The sequence below is a fragment of the Marinobacter sp. es.048 genome, from assembly GCF_900188435.1.
GTDB lineage: Bacteria > Pseudomonadota > Gammaproteobacteria > Pseudomonadales > Oleiphilaceae > Marinobacter.
The window spans coordinates 818,281-843,271 of record NZ_FYFA01000002.1 but is presented as its reverse complement, the minus strand read 5'-3'; the positions used below and the strand labels follow the sequence as shown (position 1 = coordinate 843,271).

Here is a 24,991-nt window from a genome sequence, read left to right as displayed (position 1 = left end):
TGTCTGCTCAATCGGTTAGCGAGCTAATCCATACTTTATTTATGGTGCGAAGTGGTCTATGTTTTATCTTGACCGAAAGTCTTGCCCGCCTCGAAGCGGGCGCCGAATTACAATGAACAGAAAAAAGGAAGAACTCACATGACACTGAAACTCAAAGCCTCCGCATTCGCTGTCGCTGCCGCAGTCAGCCTGGGTGCTGCTTCAACCTCCGTTTCCGCTCAGGAGCAGCGCTTTGTAACCATCGGCACCGGCGGTGTAACCGGCGTTTATTATCCGGCCGGCGGCGCGATCTGTCGTCTGGTGAACATGGACCGTAAAGAGCATGGTATTCGCTGCTCCGTCGAGAGTACCGGTGGTTCCGTCTACAACCTGAACGCTATCCGTCAGGGCGAGCTTGATCTGGCAGTCGCCCAGTCTGACTGGCAGTACCATGCCTATAACGGCACCAGCCAGTTCAAGGACGATGGCGCCAACAAGGATCTTCGCGCGGTCTTTTCCCTTCACCCGGAGCCGTTTACCGTTGTTGCCAGCAAGGGATCCGGTATCAAGGCCTTTGAAGATCTTGAAGGTAAGCGGGTATCCATAGGTAACCCTGGCTCTGGCCAGCGTGCCACCGCTGAAGTTCTGATGAATGAAATGGGCTGGACTACGGACAAATTCTCCCTGGCCGCCGAAATCAAGGCGGCAGAGCAGTCCCAGGCCCTCTGTGATGGCAACATTGATGCCTTCTTCTACACCGTTGGCCACCCTTCCGGTGCGATCAAGGAAGCGACAACTTCCTGTGACAGCGTCCTGGTTAACGTGGATAACGCCGCCACCCAGAAGCTGATTGACGATAACCCGTACTATCGTAAAGCGGTTATTCCTGGCGGAATGTATCGTGGCAGTGACGACGACGTGACCACCTTTGGCGTTGCGGCAACCTTCGTGTCATCCACTGATGTGCCCGACGATGTTGTCTACGCCGTTGTGAAGGCTGTTTTCGAGAACTTCGACAGCTTCAAGCGTCTGCATCCTGCGTTTGCCAACCTGAACAAGGAAGAGATGGTCTCTGATGCCCTGAGTGCGCCTCTGCACCCGGGTGCTGCCAAGTACTACAAGGAAGCCGGCCTGATCGACTGATCTGTCTGTACTCCGACACAGCGGGCTTCGGCCCGCTGTGTCGTCCTTTCAGAGAATCATCTTTTACGTGACAGGATTAATTTATGGCGACGAGCGATCCGGCTAACGGGGCTGGTGGTGGCGGTGGCGGTAATGTAGACGAGATCCTGCAGACTGAGACCGGGGGCCGGGCGACCACTGGGTATGCCGCGGTCATTCTGTTTATCGTTCCCCTGATGTGGTCGCTGTTTCAGCTCTGGATTGCGTCACCGCTCCCCTATATTCTCAATTTTGCCATTTTCAATTCCACGGAAGCGCGTTCCATCCACCTCGCGTTTGCGGTTTTCCTGGCGTTTTCCGCCTTTCCCATGATCAAGGGGCGGCACGTGAATATCGTGCCGATCTATGACTGGATTCTGGCGCTTGTTGCGGCTTTCTGCGCCTCGTACCTTTACGTTTTTTATGAAGAGCTTTCGACACGCCCCGGAGCGCCTATCACCCAGGATCTGTGGGTTGCGCTGGTCGGGCTTGTGCTGTTGCTGGAAGCGACACGTCGCGCACTGGGATTGCCACTGACGATCGTCGCCGCTGTTTTTATCACCTATTCGATTGCCGGCCCCTATATGCCGGATGTGATCGCCCATAAAGGCGTGAGTCTGAGCAAGCTGGCGTCGCACCAGTGGCTGGGCACCGAGGGTGTGTTTGGTGTCGCACTCGGGGTTTCCACGAGCTTCGTTTTCCTGTTTGTGTTGTTTGGTGCGCTGCTTGAGCGGGCAGGTGCCGGTAATTACTTTATCAAGGTCGCCTACGCCATGTTGGGGCATATGCGTGGTGGTCCTGCAAAGGCTGCAGTGGTTTCCAGTGGTTTAAGCGGCGTTATTTCCGGTTCGTCTATCGCCAACGTTGTCACCACCGGGACGTTCACCATCCCGCTGATGAAGCGAGTCGGTTTTCCGGCTACCAAGGCCGGCGCAGTGGAAGTGGCGGCGTCCACCAACGGCCAGCTGACACCTCCAATCATGGGGGCAGCCGCTTTCCTGATGGTCGAGTATGTGGGCATTTCGTACCTGGAGGTCATCAAGCACGCCATCCTGCCGGCACTGATCTCATATGTGGCACTGATCTATATTGTCCATCTTGAGGCCTGCAAGCTGAACATGCAGGGTATCGAGCGTCTCAACAAGCCGACGCTTGCCCAGCGGATGCTGAACTGGGTCGTTATCCTGATTGGCCTGAGTGTGCTGACCCTCGTGGTTTATTACGGGATTGGCTGGACGAAAACGCTTTTCGGTGAAGCGGCGATCTGGGTGTTGGCACCTTTGCTGGTGCTCATCTATGTCGGCCTGGTTGGCTATGCCACCCGATTCCCTGAACTCGAGGAAGACGATCCGGACAAGGATATGGGCGAACTGCCCCCGGTTGGCCCGACGGTAAAGACCGGACTGTACTTCCTTCTGCCCGTTGTGGTGCTGGTGTGGTGTCTTACGGTTGAGCGTTTCTCACCCCAGCTGTCGGCGTTCTGGGCCACGCTGTTCATGATTTTCATTGTCGTGACACAGCGACCACTGAAGGCTTTTTTCTATAAGCACGGCAACTTCCTCGGTGCGTTCAAAGACGGTGTGTTTGATCTGGCGCATTCGCTCGCCACTGGCGCGCGGAACATGGTGGGTATTGGCGTGGCAACTGCCACCGCAGGTATTGTGGTGGGGACGGTCACCCTGACTGGTATCGGCCTGGTGATGACAGAGTTTGTAGAATTCCTGTCCGGCGGCAATCTGTTGCTGATGCTGATTTTCACGGCCATCATCAGTCTGATCCTTGGTATGGGTTTGCCGACCACAGCAAACTACATCGTCGTGTCCACCCTTATGGCGCCGGTGATCGTCACTTTGGGCGCCCAGAATGGGCTGATCGTGCCACTGATTGCGGTGCATCTGTTTGTGTTCTATTTCGGTATTCTGGCGGACGATACGCCGCCCGTGGGGCTGGCGGCCTATGCCGCCGCTGCGATATCGGGGGCAGACCCGATACGAACGGGTGTCCAGGGCTTTACCTATGACATCCGTACGGCGATTCTGCCGTTCATGTTCATTTTCAACACCCAGTTGTTGCTCATTGGGTTGAGCGGTTGGTTTGATCTCCTGGTAACGATCTTCAGCGCGGTGACGGCGATGCTGGTCTTTTCCGCGGCCACCCAGGGTTTCTGGTTCACCAAAAGCTACAAGTGGGAATCGCTTTTGTTGTTGCTGATCACGTTCACTATGTTCCGGCCCGGTTTTTGGTGGGACATGATCTATCCGCCTACGGCAGACAAGCCCGGCGCCGAGATCATGGAATATGTGGAGGACGTGCCGGCTGACAAACCGCTTGTCCTGAAAGCTTCTGGTATGACGATTGACGGGGATGACGTGACAACGTATGTGCGCCTTGAGATTCCCGCTGGCGAGACGCCCGAGCAACGCCTGATGGACGCCGGCCTCGAGCTAAGCCCGGATGGCGAAAAGATGGCGGTGGATTTCGTTGGTTTCGGCAGCCCGGCGGAGGATGCGGGGATCCAGTTTGGCTGGACCATCGATGCTGTGCAGGTTGATCTGGAACGGCCGCCGAAGGAGCTGATGTTTATTCCGGCTCTGGCTTTACTGGGGCTCTTGGCGTTTGGTCAGTTGCGTCGGCGGGCCAGGGAGGAGGCCGCCGGCCAGCCGGCCTGATGCTGCGTCTGTCCGTAAAAACCCGGCATTAACCTGCCGGGTTTTTTTCTGTTAGACTTCGGCTCGAATCGGCCCGCGGTTTGTATCGCGCCGTGCCGTCACCAAGTGGTCTCTGGTATAGATCACCGCTGAGTAACCAACAGGAGTCTTTCATGCCCGTCGTAACCCTGCCTGATGGCAGTCATCGCAGTTTTGCCGAACCCGTAACCGTTCATGACGTCGCTGCCGATATTGGCGCTGGTCTTGCCAAAGCCGCCCTTGCCGGGAAGGTTGATGGCCAGCTCGTGGACACCAGCTATCGTATCGAGAATGACGCCGAGCTTGCTATCGTCACCGAGCGTGATGAAGACGGCGTTGATGTAATCCGTCATTCCACGGCCCACCTGATGGCGATGGCTGTGCAGGAACTGTTTCCAGGAGCGCAGGTCACCATTGGCCCGGTCATCGACAATGGCTTCTATTACGACTTCAAGTACGACCGCCCGTTCACTAATGAGGACCTGGCGCGGATCGAGAAGCGCATGGAAGAACTCTCCAAGCAGGATCTTCCGGTTTCACGCTCCATCATGTCCCGTGATGAGGCGATCAAGCTTTTTGAAGATATGGGCGAGGAATACAAGGTCCGTATCATTCAGGACATACCCGGTGAAGAAGATCTGTCTTTCTACAGCCAGGGCGACTTTATTGATCTGTGTCGCGGTCCCCACGTTCCAAGCACTGGCAAGCTGAAAGCCTTCAAGCTGACCAAGGTGGCTGGCGCCTACTGGCGTGGTGACACCAGCAACGAGCAGCTTCAACGCGTGTACGGTACCGCCTGGGGTAACAAGAAGGATCTCAAGGCCTATCTTCACCGTCTGGAGGAGGCTGAGAAGCGGGACCACCGAAAGGTCGGCAAAAAGCTTGGCCTGTTCCATATGCAGGAAGAAGCGCCGGGTATGGTGTTCTGGCACCCGGATGGCTGGTCCCTGTACCAGGAAGTTGAACAGTACATGCGCCGCAAGCAGCAGGAACATGGTTACAAGGAAATAAAGACCCCGCAGGTGGTGTCTCGGACCCTCTGGGAGAAGTCAGGGCATTGGGACAAGTTCAAGGATGACATGTTCACCACCGAGTCGGAGAAGCACGACTATGCCATCAAACCCATGAACTGTCCCTGCCACGTACAGGTATTCAATCAGGGGCTGAAAAGCTACAAGGATCTGCCGCTGAGGCTGGCGGAATTCGGCTCCTGCCACCGGAATGAGGCCTCCGGAGCGCTGCACGGACTGATGCGCGTTCGCGGCTTTACCCAGGATGATGCCCATATCTTCTGCGAAGAAGATTCTATTCAGCAGGAAGTCTCGGCATTTATCGAAATGCTGCACGAGATCTACACAGACTTCGGGTTTACCGAAATTCTGTACAAACTCTCAACCCGCCCGGAAAAACGGGTTGGTTCCGATGAGGTCTGGGACAAGGCGGAAGCCGCCCTGGAAGAAGCGCTGAATCGTGAAGGGGTAGACTGGGAGTTGTTGCCGGGTGAGGGCGCCTTCTACGGGCCCAAGATCGAGTTCTCTCTGAAAGACTGTATCGGACGGGTGTGGCAGTGTGGCACTATTCAGGTGGACTTTTCGATGCCGGGTCGTCTGGGTGCACAGTATGTTGCTGACAATTCAGAGCGGAAGACCCCGGTTATGCTGCACCGGGCGGTATTGGGTTCCTTCGAGCGTTTCATTGGTATCCTGATCGAGGAATATGAAGGTGCATTCCCGACCTGGCTTGCGCCGACTCAGGTAGCGATCCTCAATATTACCGATAATCAGCGTGATTATTGTCAGAATCTGGCGAAAAAGTGGGATTCTTTGGGATATAGGGTTAATGCTGACTTGAGAAACGAGAAGATCGGCTTTAAAATCCGCGAGCATACTCTTAACAAGGTTCCCTACCTTGTCGTTGTCGGCGACAAAGAAGTCGACAACAACGCCGTTGCGGTGAGAACCCGCAAAGGCGAAGATCTGGGAACACTATCGCTCGAAGCGTTCGAGCAGCTTTTACAGGAAGATGTTGAACGCAAGGGCAAAACAAAGACGGAGATCTGATTATTAAACAGCGAGCGAATCGGGGTGGGCGCACACCAAAGGCGCCGATCAATGAGAATATTGACGCAACCGAAGTCCGACTTATCGATGCCGAAGGCAATCAGGTCGGTGTAGTGCCAATTGAGGATGCCATCAAGCAAGCTGAAGAGGCATCTCTTGACCTGGTCCAGGTTACGGATTCCGATCCGATCGTCTGTAAGATAATGGACTACGGCAAGAAAATCTTCGACGAGAAGAAGGCCAAGGCGGCTGCCAAGAAAAAACAGAAGCAGACGCAGGTCAAAGAGCTTAAGTTCCGTCCAGGAACTGAAGAAGGGGATTATCAGGTCAAACTACGCAACCTGGTACGTTTCCTTGAAAACGGGGACCGCGGCAAAATCACGATCCGCTTTCGTGGCCGTGAGATGGCACACCAGGAAATTGGTATGCAGCTCATGCAGCGCATTGAAGCGGACATTGAGGAGCTTGCCCAGGTAGAGATGCGGCCGAAAATGGAAGGCCGGCAGATGACCATGGTTGTGGCGCCCCGCAAGAAGAAGTGAACCTGATCGGGTGCTTTTCCCCCGCGCATGCGGGGGATTTGTCGTTCAGGGGCACATTATTGTTTATTTAAAAATAGAATGCGGAGTTTTAAAAATGCCTAAGATGAAAACCAAAAGCGGAGCCACCAAGCGGTTCAAGAAAACCGCCACTGGCTTCAAGCACAAGCAGTCCTTCACCAGTCACATCCTGACCAAGAAGAGTCCGAAGCGTAAGCGTCAGCTGCGAGGCACCAAGCTCATCGCCAAGTCAGATGTTGCATCTATCAAGCGTATGACCGCGGGCTGATCCAGCCGCGAAAATCATTCCTTAGAAAGTACAGGTAGAAGGATTAAAGTATGGCTCGTGTAAAACGTGGTGTGGTTGCACGCCGTCGTCACAAAAAGATTCTCAATCAGGCCAAAGGTTACTACGGCGCTCGTAGCCGGGTATTCCGTGTAGCCAAGCAAGCGGTTATCAAAGCCGGTCAGTACGCTTACCGTGACCGTCGTAACCGTAAGCGTGCTTTTCGCGCTCTGTGGATTGCTCGTATCAATGCTGGTGCCCGCGCCAACGGTCTGTCTTACAGCCGTCTGATCGCTGGCCTGAAAAAGGCTAACGTTGAAATCGATCGTAAGGTTCTGGCCGATCTGGCCATGAACGAGCAGCAGGCGTTTGCCGCTGTTGTTGAGAAGGCCAAAGCGTCCCTGTGATCGCTTAGCTCTTTCATCGATTGCTGATCGATATGGGCGCCTCATAATTTCATGACGGCGCCTCCTGATAGGGGAAGGGCACGCTCTTCCCCTATTTTTGTTTTTGAAGTTACTTTTTAAGCACTTCCATTTCTGGTTTGGAGCAGGGTCAATGGAAAACCTGGAGCAACTGGTTCAGGATGGTCTGGCAGCAGTTGATAGCGCCGACAGCCTGCAGGCACTTGATCAAATTCGTGTTGAGTATCTTGGCAAGAAGGGTGTGATTACCCAGCAGGCAAAAACTCTGGGCAAACTGTCCGCCGAGGAACGTCCCGCCGCCGGCCAGAAAATCAATGAAGCCAAGGGTCAGGTGGAACAAGCCATCAATGCCCGGCGAAACGACCTCGAACGTGCTGCCATCGAGCAGAAGCTCGCCAGTGAATCCATTGATGTGACTTTGCCCGGCCGTGGTCAGGATCTGGGTGGGTTGCACCCGGTTACCCGCACCCTGCAGCGAATCGAGCATTTCTTTGCCCGGGCAGGCTATACCGTCGAGCAGGGGCCTGAGATTGAAGATGATTACCACAACTTCGAGGCCCTGAATATTCCTGGCCACCATCCCGCCCGCGCGATGCACGACACGTTTTATTTTAACCCGGGCACACTGCTGAGAACCCACACCTCACCGGTACAGATTCGAACCATGGAAGCCGGCAAGCCGCCCTTTCGCATGATTTGCCCTGGCCGGGTTTATCGCTGTGATTCGGATATGACTCACACCCCCATGTTCCATCAGGTGGAAGGGCTTCTGGTCGAGAAAAACGTCAGTTTTGCGGACCTTAAAAGCACGGTTGAAGAATTCCTGCGGGTGTTTTTCGAGCGGGACCTTCAGGTCCGTTTCCGGCCATCGTATTTCCCCTTCACCGAGCCCTCTGCGGAAGTTGATATTGAGTGGGGTCGTGAAGCCGATGGCAGCATCAAGTGGCTCGAGGTTATGGGCTGCGGAATGGTGCACCCGAAAGTGTTTGAATATTGCGGAATTGATGCTGAGGAATACCGTGGCTTCGCATTCGGCCTTGGTGTAGAGCGCCTGGCCATGCTTCGTTATGGCGTAAACGACCTGCGCATGTTCTTTGAGAACGACTTACGCTTCCTGCGACAGTTCCGTTAACAGGCAAGAGCAAGGCATCCAATCAAACAGGCATAACCGCATCAGGACAAGGCAATAACCATGAAATTCAGTGAACAGTGGCTGCGCGAGTGGGTCAATCCGAAAATCGACACCCAGGAATTGATGGACCAGATCACCATGGCGGGTCTGGAAGTGGACGGTTTCGAGCCGGTGGCCGGTCAATTCAGTGGCGTAATCGTTGGTGAAGTCCAGTCGGTACAGCCCCACCCGGATGCAGACAAGCTGCGGGTATGCCAGGTAAGTGATGGCTCCTCAGAAGTTCAGGTGGTCTGCGGTGCCCCAAATGTTCGGGAAGGTATGAAGGTGCCTTTTGCGGTGGTTGGTGCGGTCCTGCCCGGTGATTTCAAAATCAAGAAGGCCAAGCTTCGCGGTCAGCCCTCCGAGGGCATGCTTTGCTCCGAGTCTGAGCTCGGGCTCTCCGATAATCACGATGGCCTGATGGAGCTCCCCGCGGACGCACCGGTGGGTCAGGACGTTGGGGATTATCTGAAGCTGAACGACGTCACCATCGATGTGGATCTCACTCCGAATCGCGCCGACTGCCTGTCCATCAAGGGCATTGCCCGGGAAGTGGGCGTGCTTAACAGTATGCTGGTAAACAGCCCCGCGATTGAGGCCGTGGAATCGGTGCACTCTGAGGTACCTGATATCCGGGTGGAGGCGCCCGTGGGTTGCCCACGGTATCTTGGTCGAATTCTACGGAATGTAAACTTGCAGGCGGAATCGCCCTTGTGGATGCAGGAAAAGCTCCGACGCTCAGGTATTCGCTCCATTGATGCCGCTGTGGATGTCACCAATTACGTCATGCTGGAACTTGGCCAGCCCATGCACGCCTTTGATCGTGATGAAATTCAGGGCGGGATTAATGTCCGAATGGCTCGGATTGGCGAAAAGCTGGTCCTTTTGGATGGCCAGGAGGTTGAGCTCACCCCTGGCACTCTGGTAATTGCGGATCATGAAAAACCAATTGCCATTGCCGGTGTCATGGGCGGTGAGCACTCTGGAGTCAGCCCGAAAACACGGGATCTAGTGCTGGAATCCGCTTACTTCGATCCGATTACGCTGGCGGGCAAGGCCCGTCACTATGGCCTCCACACAGACGCATCGCACCGGTTCGAGCGAGGCGTCGACTACAAGTTGGCGCGGAACGCTATGGAACGGGCCACCCGGTTGCTGATGGATATCGTTGGTGGTGAGCCTGGCGAAATTGTCGAAGTTGTCAGTGATGAGGATATTCCCGAGGATCGGGTCGTCGACCTGCGAGCCCGCCGGCTGAACGATGTTCTGGGTATGGAAATCGATCGAACCACCGTCGAGGAAATCCTGACCCGGCTCGGGCTGCGGGTGGAAAAGCTCCTGAAAGACGGTTGGCGGGTCAGTGTGCCCAGCTTCCGCCCGGACATCTCTATTGAAGAAGACCTGATCGAAGAAGTCGGGCGGATCTATGGCTACAACAATCTGCCCGTAACCGAGCCCACTGGTTCACTCGGTCTCCGCCCGGAGCAGGAGGCAGTTCGTCCGGTCTCGGCTATCCGCAACTTCTTTGTGGATCATGGCTACCAGGAAGCTGTGACCTACAGCTTCGTCGATCCGAAAGTTCAGCAACTGGTCGATCCCGATCGGCAGGGCATTGCGTTGGCCAATCCGATTTCCTCGGATCTGTCAGTGATGCGTACCAGTCTCTGGAGTGGACTGCTGAAAACCGTGGCCTATAACCAGAATCGGCAGCAGCCGCGTATCCGTCTGTTTGAAACCGGCCTGCGTTTCCTTCAGGAGGGCGAGCGTATTAACCAGCAACCGATGCTTGCCGGTGTGGTTGTGGGTAGTCAGTTTCCTGAAAACTGGGCGAACGGTCGCAGAATCGCGGATTTCTTTGATGTAAAAGGGGATTTGGAGAGTCTGTTCCGTTTGCTTGGCATTGAGATCCATTTTGTTGGCAGCCAGCATCCTGCTCTGCACCCGGGACAGACTGCAGAACTCATGCGCGACGGTGAGCGCGTGGGCTGGCTGGGGACTCTGCATCCACAAGTTCAGAAAAATCTTGAACTTAATGGCACGATCCTGATGTTTGAGCTATTCTTGAATTCAATCGTTACCGGATATGTGCCTAATTTCAAAGAAATTTCAAAATTCCCGGAAGTTCGTCGGGATTTGGCTATTATTATCGGAAACGAGGTAGCGTTCGCCGATGTGGAGCGTGTAGCGAAAAAGCATGCCGGTGAGCAGCTGACAGCGTTGCGTGCGTTCGATGTCTATGAAGGTGAGAGCTTGGGTGAGGGTAACCGAAGCCTGGCCCTGAGCCTGTTCTGGCAGCACCCCGAACGTACATTGAACGAGGATGAAGTGCATTCGCTCTTCAACGGTGTGATCGACGCATTGAAAGAAGAGCTGGGGGCAACACTGAGGAGTTGAGAGATGGCGGCTTTGACGAAAGCGGAAATGGCAGAGCGGTTGTACGAGGAATTGGGCCTGAACAAACGCGAAGCCAAGGAAATGGTAGAAGCTTTTTTCGATGAGATCAGAGGCGCTCTCAGCCACAACGAGCAGGTGAAGCTGTCCGGTTTCGGTAACTTCGATCTACGGGATAAGAAGCAGCGTCCGGGACGGAACCCGAAAACCGGTGAAGAGATTCCAATCAGTGCACGGCGTGTCGTTACGTTTCGCCCGGGACAAAAACTAAAGCAAAAAGTAGAAGCGTATGCTGGAACCCAGTCATAACAACGAACTTCCCACGATTCCCGGGAAGCGTTATTTCACCATAGGTGAGGTGGCGGAGCTGTGTGCGGTGAAAGCGCACGTCCTGCGGTATTGGGAGCAGGAGTTCCCGCAGCTGTCGCCGGTAAAGCGTCGTGGCAACCGACGGTATTATCAACGTGCGGACGTTATTACCATCCGCCAGATTCGTAGCCTTCTCTATGACCAGGGCTACACTATCGGTGGCGCAAAGCAGAAGCTGAGCAGTCACGAGGTGAAAGATGATACCTCCCAGTATAAGCAACTGATTCGTCAGATGATTACAGAGCTGGAAGAAGTGCTTGAAGTTCTGAACGCGCCGGTCAAATAGCGCTTCCGAAAGTCAGAAGAAAAACCGGGACAGCAAGGCTGCCCCGGTTTTTTTATGCCTGCACGTTTACTGCTTCTTGCAGGTCTTGATGCCCAGGATTGAATAGGCGGGGCAGTTGCCCACTGCGGCAGTGGCCAGAGGAACAATGCCAATCCAGCCCCAAGCGGTTTGTGGACCCACAAACACAAGCGCCAGAAGTACAATGCCGACGACGGCACGAATGATGCGATCCGCGGAACCCATATTGATGCTCATGATCCATTCTCCTTGGTTGATATGAGACGACAATATAAAGGTTAGCGCCTGTCCTTCGGCCCAGTCAGTGATAAAGTCACAGAGGCGCAGAATTGGTTATCCTCAGCGCTGTCACTTATTTCATGGGAGTGCCCATGTTGCACCACAGTATTCTAGACACTTTGCCGGAAGACCTTCGCAGAGATGCCCTGAGCAGTTTGCAGCCCCTGCGATTCGAGCATGGAAAGATCCTTTTCCGTGCGGGGGATCCGTGCCAGGGCCTTCCCCTTGTGCTCAATGGAAGTGTGAAGGTTCAGATGACCGGATTATCCGGTAATCGGATAGTTCTATACCGAATGGGCGCCGATGACGTTTGCACGCTTTCGATCGGGTGTCTGATGACTGGCGATGGCTTTCGGGCGGAGGCTGTGGTTGAGGATGACGCCGAGGTGTTCATGGTACCGAGAGGTTTATTCGACCGGCTGATGGACCAGTCTGCTGACTTCCGGCTTGGCATTATGGAATCCTACGGTCGCCGCTTGAATGATCTGATGTTGTTGGTAGAGGAAGTCGCTTTCCGGCGCATGGACGAACGTCTCGTACACTGGCTTGAGGCTCGTGCCGGACAGGGTGCGATCACGATTACCCACCAGGAGCTTGCTGTCGAGTTGGGAACAGCGAGGGAGGTGGTCAGTCGTTTGTTAAAAGAGCTGGAGCGCAAAGGCAGGCTGCGGCTGGCTCGAGGTAAAATTGACTTTACAGGTGCGTTCACGGAATAAAAGTCAGATAACAAAAAGCCCGGGCCTTTCGGCCCGGGCTTTTTGTCGGAATCTGGTCGGGACGGTAGGATTTGAACCTACGACCCCTTGCACCCCATGCAAGTGCGCTACCAAGCTGCGCTACGCCCCGATTCGCTCTTCGCCACATCAAAACTTGAGAGTATTCTCAGTGGCTTAGCGGGAGCGAAGTCTACACGAGCCCATGGAAAAAATAAACATCCGATAGCGATTTTGATGCCCGTTTTTTAACGTAACTTGGTTTCCCGGAGTTTCAGGATGAATTCGGGTGGTTCGAAGGTATCTGGGCGGGCGAATTCCCAGTATTTATCGAACACGGTCAGGTCTGTTTTTCCCTCAAGAAGCGCACCCGGTTCCAGGAAAGGGAACAGGTCCATGTAAGAGTGCACCTCTGTTTTGGAAACCCGCCGTACGATGTGCTCGGGGCCGAGTTCGGATGGGTGTCTCAGGCCCGAGGCCTCAAGCAGGTTCTGCAGGGCGTCCAGGGTATTCTTGTGATAGTTGTACACCCGTTGGCTCTTGAGCTCTACGTCGAGCTTGTTACCGCGCCGTGGGTCCTGGGTTGCCACGCCGCTAGGGCAGCGGCCGGTGTGACAGTTGAGTGCTTGTATGCAGCCCAGGGAGAACATATAGCCGCGGGCCGCGTTGCACCAGTCCGCACCAAGGGCCAGGGTTCGGGCTATGTTGAAGGCCGACGTAATCTTGCCTGCGGCTCCAATGGCAATGTCTTCCCGAAGGTTGGTGCCAACCAGTGTGTTGTGAACCAGCAAAAGAGCTTCCGTCATCGGCATGCCCAGCCGGTTGATAAACTCCAGGGGTGCAGCCCCAGTGCCGCCTTCGCCTCCATCGACCACTATAAAATCAGGTTTTCGCCCTGTTTCCAGCATCGCTTTGACAATGGCGAACCATTCCCAGGGGTGGCCAATGGCTAGCTTGAACCCTATGGGTTTGCCGCCAGACAGCTTCCGAAGCCGGTCAATGAATTCCAGCATCTCTATGGGGTTTGAGAACGCCGAATGGCTGGCAGGAGAAACGCAATCCTCGCCGATGGAGACGCCCCGTGCTTCGGCGATCTCAGGGGTAACCTTGGCGCCGGGCAAAATACCGCCGTGGCCGGGTTTTGCACCCTGGGATAGTTTGAGTTCTATCATTTTTACCTGGTCAAGTGCGGCATTCTGTCGAAACATGTCCTCGTTGAACGAACCGTCTTCGTGGCGGCAGCCGAAATACCCGGAACCGATCTCCCAGACCAGATCACCACCCGGCTGGCGGTGGTAACGAGAAATAGAGCCCTCTCCGGTGTCGTGATAGAAGCCGCCCATTCTGGCGCCGGTGTTCAGGCTGAGGATGGCGTTGGCCGAGAGCGAGCCGAAGCTCATGGCGGAAATATTGAACACACTGGCGTTGTATGGCTTTTCACAGTTCCTGCCGATCAGAATCCGGAAATCACTGCTGTCGAGGCGTGTAGGGGCGAGCGAGTGGTTCATCCATTCGAACCCCTCATCGTACATGCCGAGTTGGGAGCCAAAAGGTCGCTTGTCGAGAACATTCTTGGCGCGCTGATAAACGATCGTCCGCTGTTCTCGTGAGAAGGGACGCTCTTCTGTGTCGGACTGAATGAAATATTGCCGGATTTCAGGCCCGACGGATTCAAGCAGGTACCGGAAGTTGGCCATGATGGGATAATTGCGGCTGACGGTGTGCCGCCGCTGTACCAGATCATAAGTGCCAAGGGCTGCGAAAGCACCGAATATCAGTGGGAATACATAGCCAGCATCCAGAGCTATGGCCAGACCAAGGGAAACGAGAAAACCGATAATGCTCAGTGCATAGGCCGTATAGCGAAGCGGAAAGGTCTTTGTTTTTTCCATGGAATCCTCTGGTTGTTTCGCAAAACCGGCTCGAATGGCGCGGCTGATGCAGAAGAGTTTAGTCGTACGACGCGGGATTTTGCCTCGATTGGTCCGGACTTTGGCTGGTCCGTTGTCGATCATGGTCTATGATAAATATCAAGGCGGCTAAAATAATCGTAGTTTTGATGTTTTGAACTCAAAACATTATGATAACGCGCTTGTAATGTTTGAACTCCGATTCTGAATAAACGACTTACCAACTCAGGAGGCGCCATAACGTGGGCGAGGTAGTTAAAGACGAATATTCGACGGACTACGTGGCCGGCCAGGACAATATCACACCGTTCGGGCTGGATCTCCACGCACCGGTATTTCCGATTACGGCGATACTGGTTGTTGCGTTCGTGATAGGGACCCTGATGTTCCCCGGGCAGGCCAAAGAGCTGCTCGATGGAGCGAAATGGGACATCATCGCGACGTTTGACTGGTTTTTCCTGATCAGTGCCAACATCTTTGTTGTTGTATGTTTGGCGTTGATCTTTCTACCGATGGGTAAAATCCGTATTGGTGGCCAAGACTGCAAGCCTGAATTCTCTACGATTTCCTGGTTCTGCATGCTGTTCGCGGCTGGCATGGGTATTGGTCTCATGTTCTGGGCCGTTGCCGAGCCGGTGGCCTACTACACAGGATGGTATGAGACACCACTCAACGTAGAGGCCGGCACGAATGAAGCCCGCAATCTTGCCATGGGCGCGACCATGTACCACTGGGGTCTGCACCCCTGGGGCATCTATGCGATCGTTGCGCTCTCCCTGGCATTCTTTGCCTTCAATAAAAACATGCCGCTGACCATTCGCTCCGCTTTTTTCCCTTTGCTGAGAGACAAGGTGTGGGGTTGGCCTGGTCACGTGATCGATGTTCTGGCGGTCGTAGCCACTATTTTTGGTCTTGCGACGTCCCTCGGTTTCGGTGCTCAGCAGGCGGCTTCCGGCCTTAATTATCTCTTCGACGTTGGAGCTGGAACGAATATCCAAATGGCGATTATCGTCGGCGTTACGGCGCTTGCATTGATCTCAGTGCTGAGGGGCCTCGATGGCGGCGTGAAAGTCCTGAGTAACATTAACATGGCCGTCGCCGCCATTTTGCTGTTGTTCGTCATTTTCGCTGGTCCAACCATGACCATTCTGGAAACTCTGTGGGTTACTTCTTCCAACTATGTTGGCAATGCGTTGCAGCTCAGTAATCCGTTTGCTCGTGAAGACGAAGCCTGGTTCCAGGGCTGGACCGTCTTCTATTGGGCATGGTGGATTTCCTGGTCACCGTTCGTTGGCATGTTCATCGCACGGGTTTCCAAGGGACGCACCGTACGTGAGTTTGTTACCGCAGTGTTGATCGTTCCGACCGTCATCACAGTCGTATGGATGAGCGCTTTCGGTGGCGCTGCTATCGAACAGATCCAGCAGGGTGTTGGTGAGCTGGCTGAGAACGGCCTGACTGAAGTTTCTCTGGCAACGTTCCAGATGTTTGCAAATCTGCCGCTGACCGGGATCCTGTCGTTCGTCGGAATTATTCTGGTGCTGGTGTTCTTCGTAACATCCTCAGATTCCGGCTCGCTGGTTATCGACAGCATTACAGCCGGTGGTAAGACTGATGCACCGACTGCTCAGCGTGTGTTCTGGGTTGTTGCCGAAGGTGCGATTGCTGCTGCCTTGATCTTTGGTGGCGGTGAAGATGCACTTGGCGCGATTCAGGCGACCGCTATTAGTGCCGGTTTGCCGTTTACGGTAGTTCTCCTGATCATGACCTGGGGCTTGCTTAAGGGGCTCAGTCACGAGCGGCAACTCCTGATTGCCAGGGGTGAGCTGACCTGAGGGTGCATTGAAATAAAAAACCGGGGCTTCTGCCCCGGTTTTTTTATGCCCGATGAAAATTCAGGAACTGGCGAACGTTTCCATGGCGTAACGGGAGCGCTCCAGCGGCGTAAAATGTGGTCGTTTGAGCGACTCGATGGCCCGCAGTCTGGGAAGAAGGCCGCGACCGTTGGCCATCTGAATCGCAAGTCCGGGTCGTGCGTTCAATTCCAGCAGCAGTGGCCCTTCGTTGGCATCCACCACCAGATCGACCCCCATGTAGCCGAGCCCGGTTGCCTCGTAGCATCGTGAAGCCATTTCCAGCATCTCATCCCATGCTTCAATCTGGATGTTTTCCAGTGCCAGGCCGGTGTCTGGGTGCAGGGTAATAGGGCGGTTGAACTGAACGGCGTTCAGACCTCGCCCGGAGCCGATATCCAGGCCGACACCCACAGCGCCCTGGTGGAGGTTTGCCTTACCGTCTGATGCGGTTGTAGCCAGCCTCAGCATGGCCATTACGGGATAGCCCTGAAAAACGATAATCCGGATGTCGGGCACACCCTGATGCGAATACTTTGCCAGTGATGGAGCAGACTCCACCAGGTTTTCCACGATCGCCACATCCGGCGTGCCCGCGAGTGAGTAGAGCCCGGCCAGAATGTTGGTCAGATGACGCTCCAGGAATGAAGAATCGACTCGCGAACCGGACGCTTTGATGTATTCATCGCCATCCCGACCGGTAATGACGGTAATGCCCTTGCCGCCGGAGCCTTTCGCCGGTTTGATGGCAAAGCCCTCAAGATCTTCAGCCATTTCCCGGAAGTGGGATATTTCATGCTGCTGGCGAACAACCTGAAGCAGTTTCGGGGTTTTTACTCCGTACTCGGCAACCACCAGTTTGGTCTTCAGTTTGTTGTCTACCATGGGGTAGGAGGAGCGCTCATTGTACCGGGCAATGTAGTCAACATTGCGCCGGTTCATATTCAGCATTCCCAGCTTCTTGAGTGATCGTGGCGATATCCAGTCCATGGTCAGTCGTACGCCTTCATTGGCGTAAAGCGCCTCAGCTCGCTGAGCTTGTAGCCGGTGTATTGCCCCATCAACAGGATCAAGCCGAGGATGACAAGGTGCAGCTCCGGGAAGTTGAAGGTCAGATGGCCAGCCAGTGGCGCGCTCATCAGCAGATAAGCACAGATGGCCACAAACAGGCTGCCGGCTCCCTGGACCATGACTTCGTGGGCGCCTTCTTCCTCCCAGAGGATGGACATGCGCTCAATGGTCCAGGCAATAATGACCATCGGAAAAAAGGTGACCGTCATGCCTGTGTTGAATCCCATCTGGTAGCCGATGATGCTCAGGCCCGCGGTGATGAAAATAACCAGGATGATCAACGCGGATATCCGCGACACCAGCAGCAGGTTGAGGCTGGACAGATAGCCGCGCATGAGGAGACCTATGGCGACAACCGAGAGGAAAGCGATCAGGCCCGGCACCAGAGTCGTCTGGACGAACGCCACGGCAATGAGCACGGGCATGAAGGTGCCAGAGGTGCGGATGCCGATGACAATCCGCATGAAGGCCACCATGAGTGCGCCGAGTGGGAGCAACAGCAGCATCCGGAACATGCTTTGCTCTTCAATGGGTAGCTCATAGAAGCTCAGGAAACCGAGGCCGTTGGAGGCGGATTGCATGGTTGCCAGCTGCAGGGCCGGAACAGTTTGCCGGAGCATGGAAAAGCCCACCTCGGAGTTTTCCCCGCCCACGACATCCAGTAACGAAGCAGAGCCCTGGCGCCAGAGCAATAGATCGTCAGGCACACCCTGTTCAGCGGTTTTCGGGTTGAAGGTGAGCCACTGTTTGCCGTTGTAAATCTGCAGGTAGGGCATCAGCTGTTGCCGACGGCGTGCATCCTCAAGCCTGAGTCCATCAGCTATCCTGGCGGCGATGCCGCTGTGGTTGAGCATGTCCACCAGAAGGTCCAGATAATTTTCTTCCGAGACCAGCAGTGTGGTGTTTTGTGTCCGGGTATCTGGCTGCATCAGTCGAATCAGCTCTCGCGTCATGCTCTCCGGGGTACTTGACCGAGCCTTTGCCTGCTCCAGAATTTCCTCGACGGCCGTTGCTTCCGGTTCTTCCCAAAAGGTTCTCGGCGTTTTTGGTTCCCGCGCTGGAAGTTCCGGTTGTGCGTTTGGATCCGGAATAAACTGGGCTTTAAAATACAGAGTCTGTGGTCCGGAGACTTCCCGCTTGCTCCATTCCGCCCGGCGGTTGCCAGAACTGTCGATGATTGAAAAGCCGTAGCCAGGTGATGCAGCCTGCTCGGTAAGGATACGGAATCCCGGGGGTTGCTCGGGTATGTTGAGGCTGGCAAGCACTGATCCGTCGCCGGCGTCAAAATCGATTCGGGCCTCGACCATCCAGACAGGACGCTGCTCGCCTGTCAGCCAGGGGATGCCAAGCTCAATGTGTCTCCAGACAGCAAGCGAAATGCCCGCTGCGATGAGGAGAAAAACGGCAATGTAAAACGGCAGGCGCGAGCGGGTGGTCACGATTCGTTCCCGTTGCTTTTGCGGATGGATTCAGGCAATTCGGTGGCGTACTCCTTGCCGACATCAACCAGCATTACGTCACGCAGAATATTGCGGCCGATCAGAACTTCATAGGTCAGGTTTGTTCTGTCGGCAAGTGTGAACTCGGCTACCTGCCGATGGTCGCCAATAAAGAACTGGAGTTCGACAACAACACGGCGCTCAGCCTCGTCCGCGCTGGCCTGGATAACCCGGACACGACGGGAGATTTCTTTCTCAAGGGTCACGAACTTGTCGGTGCCGGGAACGGGTACATCAAAACGCACCCAGTTGCTGCCATCCCGCTCAAACCGGGTGATGTTGCGTGCGTCGATGGAGGAAGTTTCGGCGCCGCTGTCGATTCGAGCTTTGTAGATCAAGCCGGGACCCGCGAGGTAGAAATTCTCTACCTCGCCGACAATGACTTTCCCCTTGAGGCGATCAGCGCGGCCTTTTGAGTTGTCTGTTGCGGGGCACTGCTTCTGGACTTGAACGGGCGGACATTCGGGCTTTTCGACCTGGGTGGCGATGGCATCCAGGATGGTTTGAGTTGATGAGCGGGTCTGGGCAACGGCTTGCTCGTGTCGAGCCGCTGCATTTTCCTCCATGGTAACGAGAGTCGCACGCTGGCTCTTTACGGATCCCCGAACCTCATTGAGGTCCGTTTTGGGAACCATGAAATAACGGTCTGCCGAACATCCCGTTAGCGTGAGAATGCCTGCGAGTGCGATGAAGGAAGGTTTAGGCAGTCCAGCCCGAAAACATTTCAAACCCATGAATAACCCCTGAGCTGGCAGCCTGTCCCAACCGAGTAGGAACGGTGATGACGGTCTGTGCATGTGAAACCGGATACAAACGGAAGAGAAGTATACAACATACAACCTGTGCGGTTGATTTACAGATGGTTAAGGGGCAGTAGTGTTTACCGTGACAGGAAATGTCCCTCACCCAGCACGGTTTCCGCACGCAGGTATTCCTGAATCACGGGGGAGCAATTGAGGTAGAAAAGCAGTAGTTCGCGCTGAACATCCTGATCCTGAATTCGGGCGGCAAAACTGATCAGCTCCCGGATGTTCTCATCGCTTTCGGCACTGCTGGAAGGCATCCCGAAACTCTTTCCGTACCGGGTTTTAAGCAGGCTGGTGAGGCGCTCGAGGTGAAACTCGCCAGTGTGGGTAATGTGCGGCAGGATTCTGAATGCTTCCTTGTTGCCGGACGCGCCTGTGCCGAACAGTCCGGATGGGCTGTCCTGACTGGAGCCGTCATCGTGGAGAAATTCCGCCCCCAGCTTTCGCCACAATTCTTTCAACATGATCTGTTATCCATTTCTGATCCCGTCCTTGCCCGTCATACGGTTACCAAAGGGTAATAACCACTTGGCGGGTGAACATTTTACCCTTTTAGACGATATTACGTTGGGCGTCCAGAGCTAGATGCCCGGGCTTCGAATTATTGCCAAACAGTCGTGGTCCTTACCGGCAGCACCAGTCAACTTGACGGTGCGCCGGGCAAAAGGTTCCCTGCGTGGGTTAGACTGTGTTCAAGCAGAATCGTACCGATCATTCATCTGAAAAGAATTTTAACAGGAGTATTGCCAGGTGCCTGAAGCCATCATGGAACAGATGTTGTCCCGTCCTGATCTGATGGCGGCGCTGATGGTTGTTTTGATTCTTCTGGTCATTCTGAAAGGGCTTTGGGGCAGGAATGGTCGACTTGAGCAGGACGTCGAACATTGGAGGCAGCATGCCGCAAGCCTCGAGAACCGACTGGCCGGGCTTGAGTCGGAGCTGGAGAGCCGGAAAGAGCGCCTGGCGCAGGTGGAAAGTGAACGTCAGACCTTGAGGGCAAAGGCGGAAGAGCTGTCTGAAGCGCTGGGTGAGGCCCGCATGTCGCTCCGGGAGCAGGAAGTGACAATTGATAAGGAGCGCCGTTCAGCCAGTGAGAAGCTGGAGCTGCTTGAGCGTAACCGTGACGCCCTGAAGCAGGAGTTTGAAAACCTTGCCAACAAGATTTTCGAGCAGAAGAGTGAGCGTTTCAGCCAGCAGACACGAACCAGCCTGGATACCCTGCTCAATCCGTTCAGGGATCAGCTGCAGGACTTTCGAAAGCGCGTCGAGGACGTGTACACCAATGAAACCCGGGACCGTCAGGCCCTGCGCAGTGAGATCAAATCACTACAGGACCTGAACCGACAGATCACCGAAGAAGCCGCCAACCTGACCCGTGCCCTGAAGGGCGACAAGAAAATCCAGGGCAACTGGGGTGAGCTGATTCTCGAGCGTGTACTGGAAAAGTCCGGCCTTCGTAAGGGGGTTGAATACGACACCCAGGGCAGTTATCGGGACAGCGATAATCAGCTGTATCGGCCGGATGTCATCGTGCATCTGCCAGACAACCGTAACCTGATCATTGATTCCAAGGTGTCGTTGGTGGCTTACCAGCAGTGGGTCACGGAAGACGAGGATTCCGTGGTCAGGGAAGAGGCTTTGAAACAGCATGTTGAGGCCGTTCGAAATCACATCCGTACGTTGAGTGAAAAGGACTACAGCCAACTGCATGGCCTTCATTCGCCGGATTTCGTGCTTCTGTTCATGCCAATAGAACCCGCTTTTGTAGCAGCATTTCAGCAGGACGAGAACCTTTTCGCAGAAGCCTTTGAGCGAAAGATTATTGTGGTAACTCCAACCACGTTACTGGCAACACTGCGAACCATTGAGAACATCTGGCGGTACGAGCGCCAGAGCCAGAACGCCCGACAAATCGCTGAGCGGGCTAGCGCGGTTTATGACAAACTCAGGGTGTTTGTCGAGGCAATGGAGCGTTTGGGCGCACAGTTGCATACCGCCCAGGGAACCTATGATTCGGCCATGAACACTCTGACCCGCGGGCGCGGCAATCTGATCTCCCAGGCGAATCGCTTTGTAGAGCTGGGTGTTCGGGTGAAAAAGGAGTTGCCGAAGGGGATGATGGATCAGGCCGAAGTAGACGAAGGTGAAGAGTTTCGTCATCCCGGGAACAACGACCTGCCTGATTCAGAGGAACAGGCGATTGGTGCAGATAACGAGCAGGAGTAGATGCCATGGCAGTATTATTTGGAACAGGTCGCTGTTTTGCCTTGGGAGCCGTCCTGGCTTTCATGCTTCTGGCGGGGCCGGCGCTGGCGCTGGCGCCTGAGCACGAAACCCGCAGGTTGATGCTGGCGACCGAAGAGGCAGTGGTTGCGGAGAACTGGGGCGAGGCTGCCGAGTATCTGAACCGGTTGCAGCAACTGGAAGGGGAAAAACCAGCCGATTACTATTTTTACCGGGGCCGGGTGATGCTGCAGTCTTCCCATTTGAATGAGGCCCAGTCCGCACTTGAAACTTATGTGGGCCGCGCCGGCGCTGAGGGTGCCCATTACCAGGAATCCCTACAGCTGATCACCTCGATTGAAAAGACCAGAAAGCAGAACGCCCTGGCGCCGCAGGCAGCCGGTGAGAGTGAGCAGATCGCGGTCATTGAGCCCGCAGGTGAGGGCCGCATTGAGTCTTTGCGCAAGCTATATCTGGCGGATTCAGACCGCGAGGCTTTGACACTTCACATCAACAGCTTGCTGGAGCTGGCCGGCTGGCGCCGAGATCAGGCGGTGGTCCGTCTCGATCGGCCTGCAGACGTTGAATATCGTCTTGGCACTCAGGGAGAAGAAATCCAGATTCAGGAAATAAAACGCGCCGAAGAGGGCCGGATACTGCGAAGCACGGAGCCAATGTCGGTGTTTGGCATCAACCCCAGAGTTGAATGGCGTTGCGAGGCGGCTGTCGCAACCTGCTGGGTGTATGATCCCAGGGACGGTTCCCGCCTGCTTCAACTGGCCGAAAATCGGGAACGGGCCCAGGAAATCGCCGAGACGCTCGGGCAACTGATCCGTGCGCTTCAGGCCCCCTAGGGTTCCTGAGTCAATCGGAGAGGTCGCCGCGCTCGCCTTCCCGGTATGCGCCGGGCGTCACCCCGGTCCACTTCTTGAAGGCCCGGTGGAAGGTTGACGGCTCGGTGAAACCGACCTTGGCGGCGATGTCGTTTATGGGAAGTTCCTGCCGACTCAGGTAGTAAATTGCCATATCCCGCCGTAGCAGATCCTTGATTTCCTGAAACGAGGTATTTTCCTGCTTCAGCCTACGCCGCAGTGTCTGCGGGCTGGTGTGGAGTTCCGCAGCAATCCATTCGAAATCCGGCAACGGCTTCGACAGATCCCTTCCGATCAGCGCCCGGATTCGTCCCGTGAATGTATTGCTCTCGTCTGGGCGGGATAGCAGGTCTGCCGGGGAGGTCTTCAGGAACTGCCGCATCTCCGGCTTGTCCCGGATAACTGGCGCAGACAGGAAGCGCTTGTCGAAGGTGAGGGCGATTTTGTCGGATTCGAACGCCAGGGGGCAGTGGAAAATGTGTCGGTATTCGTCGCCATGAGGCGGCCGAGGGTAATCGAACTCGGCCTTCTCAAGCTCGATGGGTTGGCCGATCAGCCAGCTGCCGAGGCGGTGCCAGATCACCAGGATGCTCTCCCGCAGGAAAAAGCTCGGGTCGTTGATTTCGCCTTCCATTCTGGCAACCAGCTGAGCCTTATCTTCGCCAACCTCCAGTTCCATCGACACCATGGGCTCAAACAGACGGGAAAACTGGAACGCCTGCCGGTACACCGATTCCAGATTGGGGCAGTCAATCACCAGCGCGCACATGGTTGCGAAGGTCCCTGTTCGGGCCCTTCGGGGCCCCAGCCCCATGAACTCGTCCCCCATCCGGTTCCAGAGCACCTGCATAAGATGGCTGAACTGGTCGCTGCTGACCCGGGCCATCTCGATACGCAGGAGATCGGGCGAGATCCCTGCCTCCCGGAGCATTTCCCGGGTATCAAAACCAAGTCTTTCAGCACCCCCCAGGGCAGCCTGAACAAAGTGCTTCGAAACCGTCAGATCGGACATCACGCTCGCCATTCCATAAAAACGAAACCCATCATAAAACCCCGGCAGAACAATGCAACCGAAGCCGTCCGGACAGGCTGGTAGAAACGGCCAATCGGAATGACGGAACCGGCAGTTGGCCCCGTTGGCAAAACCGGGCAGCATGAAGGAAACGAATGCTATTCGGACCATTCTGACAATAAAAAGGAGATCATCATGGCGGGTCCTCTGACTTCGCTGAAAGTTCTGGATTTCAGTACCTTGTTGCCCGGTCCCTACGCCACCATGCTGCTGGCGGACATGGGGGCAGATGTATTACGTGTGGAAGCACCGGACCGGGTGGATCTGACACGGGTGATGCCGCCCCATGATGCGGGGGTGAGCACGGCTCATGGTTTTCTGAATCGAGGCAAGAAGTCGCTCGGTCTCAACCTCAAAGAGCCGGGGAGCCGGGAGAAAGTCCTGGAGCTGGTCAAAGACCACGACATTGTTGTAGAGCAGTTTCGCCCGGGAGTAATGGACCGGCTTGGCATTAGCTACGAGGCCCTCAAGGCGGTAAATCCTCGTCTTATCTATTGCTCCATTACCGGTTATGGCCAGACCGGCCCCTACAAGGACCGCGCGGGCCATGACATCAATTATCTCTCTCTTGCGGGCGTCAGCAGCCACTGCGGCCGAGCCGACAGCGGCCCGCCCCCCATGGGTATACAGATTGCGGATGTAGCTGGTGGTTCTCACCATGCCGTGATGGGCATCCTGGCTGCGGTAATTCACCGGCAACAGACCGGAGAAGGGCAGTTTGTTGATATCAGCATGACCGATGCCGCGTTCGCGCTGAACGCCATGGCCGGGGCGGCCTGCCTCGCCGGTGGCCAGGAACAGAAGCCGGAACGCGCGCTGCTGAACGGTGGCTCCTTTTACGACTACTACCAGACGCGCGATGGCCGCTGGCTTTCGGTTGGCAGTCTTGAACCCCAGTTTGCTTCCCGCCTGTTCCACACCCTGGGAATCTCTGAGGTAAACAGCCTGGCCATGAGCCAGAATCCTGAGCATCAGCAACACCTGAAAGCGGTTCTGAAAGAAAAGATTGCAGAGAAACCATTGTCGGAGTGGCAGGAGATTTTTGCCGACGAGGATGCCTGTGTGGAGCCGGTTCTGACCATTTCGGAGGCCGCCGAGCACCCACAGCTGAAGGCCAGGGACATGGTGATTGGCGTTGATAGGGGAGACGGCACTCAGCAGCCGCAGATCGGATTCCCGATCAAGTTCGAGAAAACGCCATCGGAAACGTCCCGGATCGGGAAGGTGCTTGGGGCTGATAACGAGGATTATTTTTGATTGTTGGTCGTGAGGTCAGTTTTTAGTAATTGTTGAATAGCTTCGCGAGCGTTCATCGAAGAAA

Annotated in this window: 22 protein-coding genes and 1 tRNA gene; 15 read left to right on the top strand and 8 right to left on the bottom strand. The window is 55.3% G+C overall.

Annotation, left to right across the window (positions count from 1 at the left end; genetic code table 11):
• Positions 1-138 precede the first annotated feature (138 nt).
• The 10 genes from CFT65_RS14910 to CFT65_RS14865 all read left to right on the top strand — a co-directional run bounded on the left by CFT65_RS14910 (position 139) and on the right by CFT65_RS14865 (position 11,354).
• The gene (locus CFT65_RS14910) at positions 139-1,122 is read left to right on the top strand and encodes a TAXI family TRAP transporter solute-binding subunit (protein WP_088828868.1); all 984 of its coding nucleotides are present in this window, start codon (positions 139-141) and stop codon (positions 1,120-1,122) included.
• Positions 1,123-1,205: 83 nt separating this feature from the next.
• Positions 1,206-3,809: a TRAP transporter permease gene (locus CFT65_RS14905; protein ID WP_088828867.1), complete on the top strand. Its 2,604-nt coding sequence runs from the start codon at positions 1,206-1,208 to the stop codon at positions 3,807-3,809.
• A 152-nt stretch (positions 3,810-3,961) separates the two neighbouring features.
• Complete coding sequence (gene thrS, locus CFT65_RS14900; RefSeq protein ID WP_088828866.1) at positions 3,962-5,887, top strand: threonine--tRNA ligase; 1,926 nt, start codon at positions 3,962-3,964, stop codon at positions 5,885-5,887.
• On the top strand, positions 5,884-6,429 hold the full coding sequence (gene infC, locus CFT65_RS14895) for a translation initiation factor IF-3 (RefSeq protein ID WP_088828865.1): 546 nt from the start codon (positions 5,884-5,886) through the stop codon (positions 6,427-6,429). The genes thrS and infC overlap by 4 nt, the downstream gene beginning before the upstream one ends.
• Positions 6,430-6,523: 94 nt before the next feature.
• Positions 6,524-6,715, top strand: a complete 192-nt coding sequence (rpmI, locus tag CFT65_RS14890) for a 50S ribosomal protein L35 (RefSeq protein WP_088828864.1) — start codon at positions 6,524-6,526, stop codon at positions 6,713-6,715.
• Positions 6,716-6,765: 50 nt separating this feature from the next.
• On the top strand, positions 6,766-7,119 hold the full coding sequence (gene rplT / locus CFT65_RS14885; RefSeq protein ID WP_008170485.1) for a 50S ribosomal protein L20: 354 nt from the start codon (positions 6,766-6,768) through the stop codon (positions 7,117-7,119).
• A gap of 151 nt (positions 7,120-7,270) precedes the next feature.
• Positions 7,271-8,269: a phenylalanine--tRNA ligase subunit alpha gene (pheS, locus tag CFT65_RS14880; RefSeq protein WP_088828863.1), complete on the top strand. Its 999-nt coding sequence runs from the start codon at positions 7,271-7,273 to the stop codon at positions 8,267-8,269.
• A gap of 60 nt (positions 8,270-8,329) precedes the next feature.
• Complete coding sequence (pheT, locus tag CFT65_RS14875; RefSeq protein ID WP_088828862.1) at positions 8,330-10,702, top strand: phenylalanine--tRNA ligase subunit beta; 2,373 nt, start codon at positions 8,330-8,332, stop codon at positions 10,700-10,702.
• A 3-nt stretch (positions 10,703-10,705) separates the two neighbouring features.
• Complete coding sequence (ihfA, locus tag CFT65_RS14870; protein WP_007151838.1) at positions 10,706-11,008, top strand: integration host factor subunit alpha; 303 nt, start codon at positions 10,706-10,708, stop codon at positions 11,006-11,008.
• The gene (locus CFT65_RS14865; RefSeq protein ID WP_008170477.1) at positions 10,989-11,354 is read left to right on the top strand and encodes a MerR family transcriptional regulator; all 366 of its coding nucleotides are present in this window, start codon (positions 10,989-10,991) and stop codon (positions 11,352-11,354) included. The genes ihfA and CFT65_RS14865 overlap by 20 nt, the downstream gene beginning before the upstream one ends.
• 66 nt (positions 11,355-11,420) lie before the next feature.
• On the opposite strand, the gene CFT65_RS14860 is transcribed toward CFT65_RS14865, so the two are convergent.
• A complete protein-coding gene (locus CFT65_RS14860; RefSeq protein WP_088828861.1) occupies positions 11,421-11,609 on the bottom strand; it encodes a DUF2892 domain-containing protein in 189 nt (62 codons plus the stop codon).
• A gap of 134 nt (positions 11,610-11,743) precedes the next feature.
• Between CFT65_RS14860 and CFT65_RS14855 the strand changes: the two genes are divergently transcribed.
• On the top strand, positions 11,744-12,367 hold the full coding sequence (locus tag CFT65_RS14855; protein ID WP_088829576.1) for a Crp/Fnr family transcriptional regulator: 624 nt from the start codon (positions 11,744-11,746) through the stop codon (positions 12,365-12,367).
• 53 nt (positions 12,368-12,420) lie between these two features.
• Here the strand turns inward: CFT65_RS14855 and CFT65_RS14850 are convergent.
• Positions 12,421-12,497: transfer RNA gene (locus CFT65_RS14850), tRNA-Pro, on the bottom strand.
• Between the two features lie 115 nt (positions 12,498-12,612).
• Positions 12,613-14,256: an FMN-binding glutamate synthase family protein gene (locus CFT65_RS14845; RefSeq protein WP_088828860.1), complete on the bottom strand. Its 1,644-nt coding sequence runs from the start codon at positions 14,254-14,256 to the stop codon at positions 12,613-12,615.
• 260 nt (positions 14,257-14,516) lie between these two features.
• Here CFT65_RS14845 and CFT65_RS14840 point away from each other — a divergent pair, with 260 nt between their 5' ends.
• Positions 14,517-16,109: a BCCT family transporter gene (locus tag CFT65_RS14840; protein ID WP_088828859.1), complete on the top strand. Its 1,593-nt coding sequence runs from the start codon at positions 14,517-14,519 to the stop codon at positions 16,107-16,109.
• A gap of 60 nt (positions 16,110-16,169) precedes the next feature.
• Here CFT65_RS14840 and CFT65_RS14835 read toward each other — a convergent pair whose 3' ends face one another.
• The 4 genes from CFT65_RS14835 to CFT65_RS14820 all read right to left on the bottom strand — a co-directional run bounded on the left by CFT65_RS14835 (position 16,170) and on the right by CFT65_RS14820 (position 19,967).
• Positions 16,170-17,117 carry an alpha-L-glutamate ligase-like protein gene (locus CFT65_RS14835; protein ID WP_088828858.1) on the bottom strand — a complete coding sequence of 316 codons (948 nt, stop codon included), beginning with the start codon at positions 17,115-17,117 and terminating at the stop codon, positions 16,170-16,172.
• A 2-nt stretch (positions 17,118-17,119) separates the two neighbouring features.
• Complete coding sequence (locus tag CFT65_RS14830) at positions 17,120-18,637, bottom strand: inactive transglutaminase family protein (protein ID WP_088828857.1); 1,518 nt, start codon at positions 18,635-18,637, stop codon at positions 17,120-17,122.
• Positions 18,634-19,332: an ATP-dependent zinc protease gene (locus CFT65_RS14825; RefSeq protein WP_228705862.1), complete on the bottom strand. Its 699-nt coding sequence runs from the start codon at positions 19,330-19,332 to the stop codon at positions 18,634-18,636. Before CFT65_RS14825 ends, CFT65_RS14830 begins: the two co-directional genes overlap by 4 nt.
• Before the next feature lie 245 nt (positions 19,333-19,577).
• Positions 19,578-19,967 carry a hypothetical protein gene (locus CFT65_RS14820; protein WP_088828855.1) on the bottom strand — a complete coding sequence of 130 codons (390 nt, stop codon included), beginning with the start codon at positions 19,965-19,967 and terminating at the stop codon, positions 19,578-19,580.
• A 286-nt stretch (positions 19,968-20,253) separates the two neighbouring features.
• On the opposite strand from CFT65_RS14820, the gene rmuC reads away from it, so the two are divergent.
• Both rmuC and CFT65_RS14810 read left to right on the top strand, forming a co-directional pair.
• Positions 20,254-21,729 carry a DNA recombination protein RmuC gene (gene rmuC / locus CFT65_RS14815; RefSeq protein ID WP_088828854.1) on the top strand — a complete coding sequence of 492 codons (1,476 nt, stop codon included), beginning with the start codon at positions 20,254-20,256 and terminating at the stop codon, positions 21,727-21,729.
• A 5-nt stretch (positions 21,730-21,734) separates the two neighbouring features.
• The gene (locus CFT65_RS14810; protein ID WP_088828853.1) at positions 21,735-22,580 is read left to right on the top strand and encodes a hypothetical protein; all 846 of its coding nucleotides are present in this window, start codon (positions 21,735-21,737) and stop codon (positions 22,578-22,580) included.
• A gap of 10 nt (positions 22,581-22,590) precedes the next feature.
• Here CFT65_RS14810 and CFT65_RS14805 read toward each other — a convergent pair whose 3' ends face one another.
• Positions 22,591-23,610 carry an AraC family transcriptional regulator gene (locus CFT65_RS14805; protein WP_088828852.1) on the bottom strand — a complete coding sequence of 340 codons (1,020 nt, stop codon included), beginning with the start codon at positions 23,608-23,610 and terminating at the stop codon, positions 22,591-22,593.
• A gap of 195 nt (positions 23,611-23,805) precedes the next feature.
• Here CFT65_RS14805 and CFT65_RS14800 point away from each other — a divergent pair, with 195 nt between their 5' ends.
• Complete coding sequence (locus CFT65_RS14800) at positions 23,806-24,927, top strand: CaiB/BaiF CoA transferase family protein (RefSeq protein WP_172408499.1); 1,122 nt, start codon at positions 23,806-23,808, stop codon at positions 24,925-24,927.
• Positions 24,928-24,991: the final 64 nt, after the last annotated feature.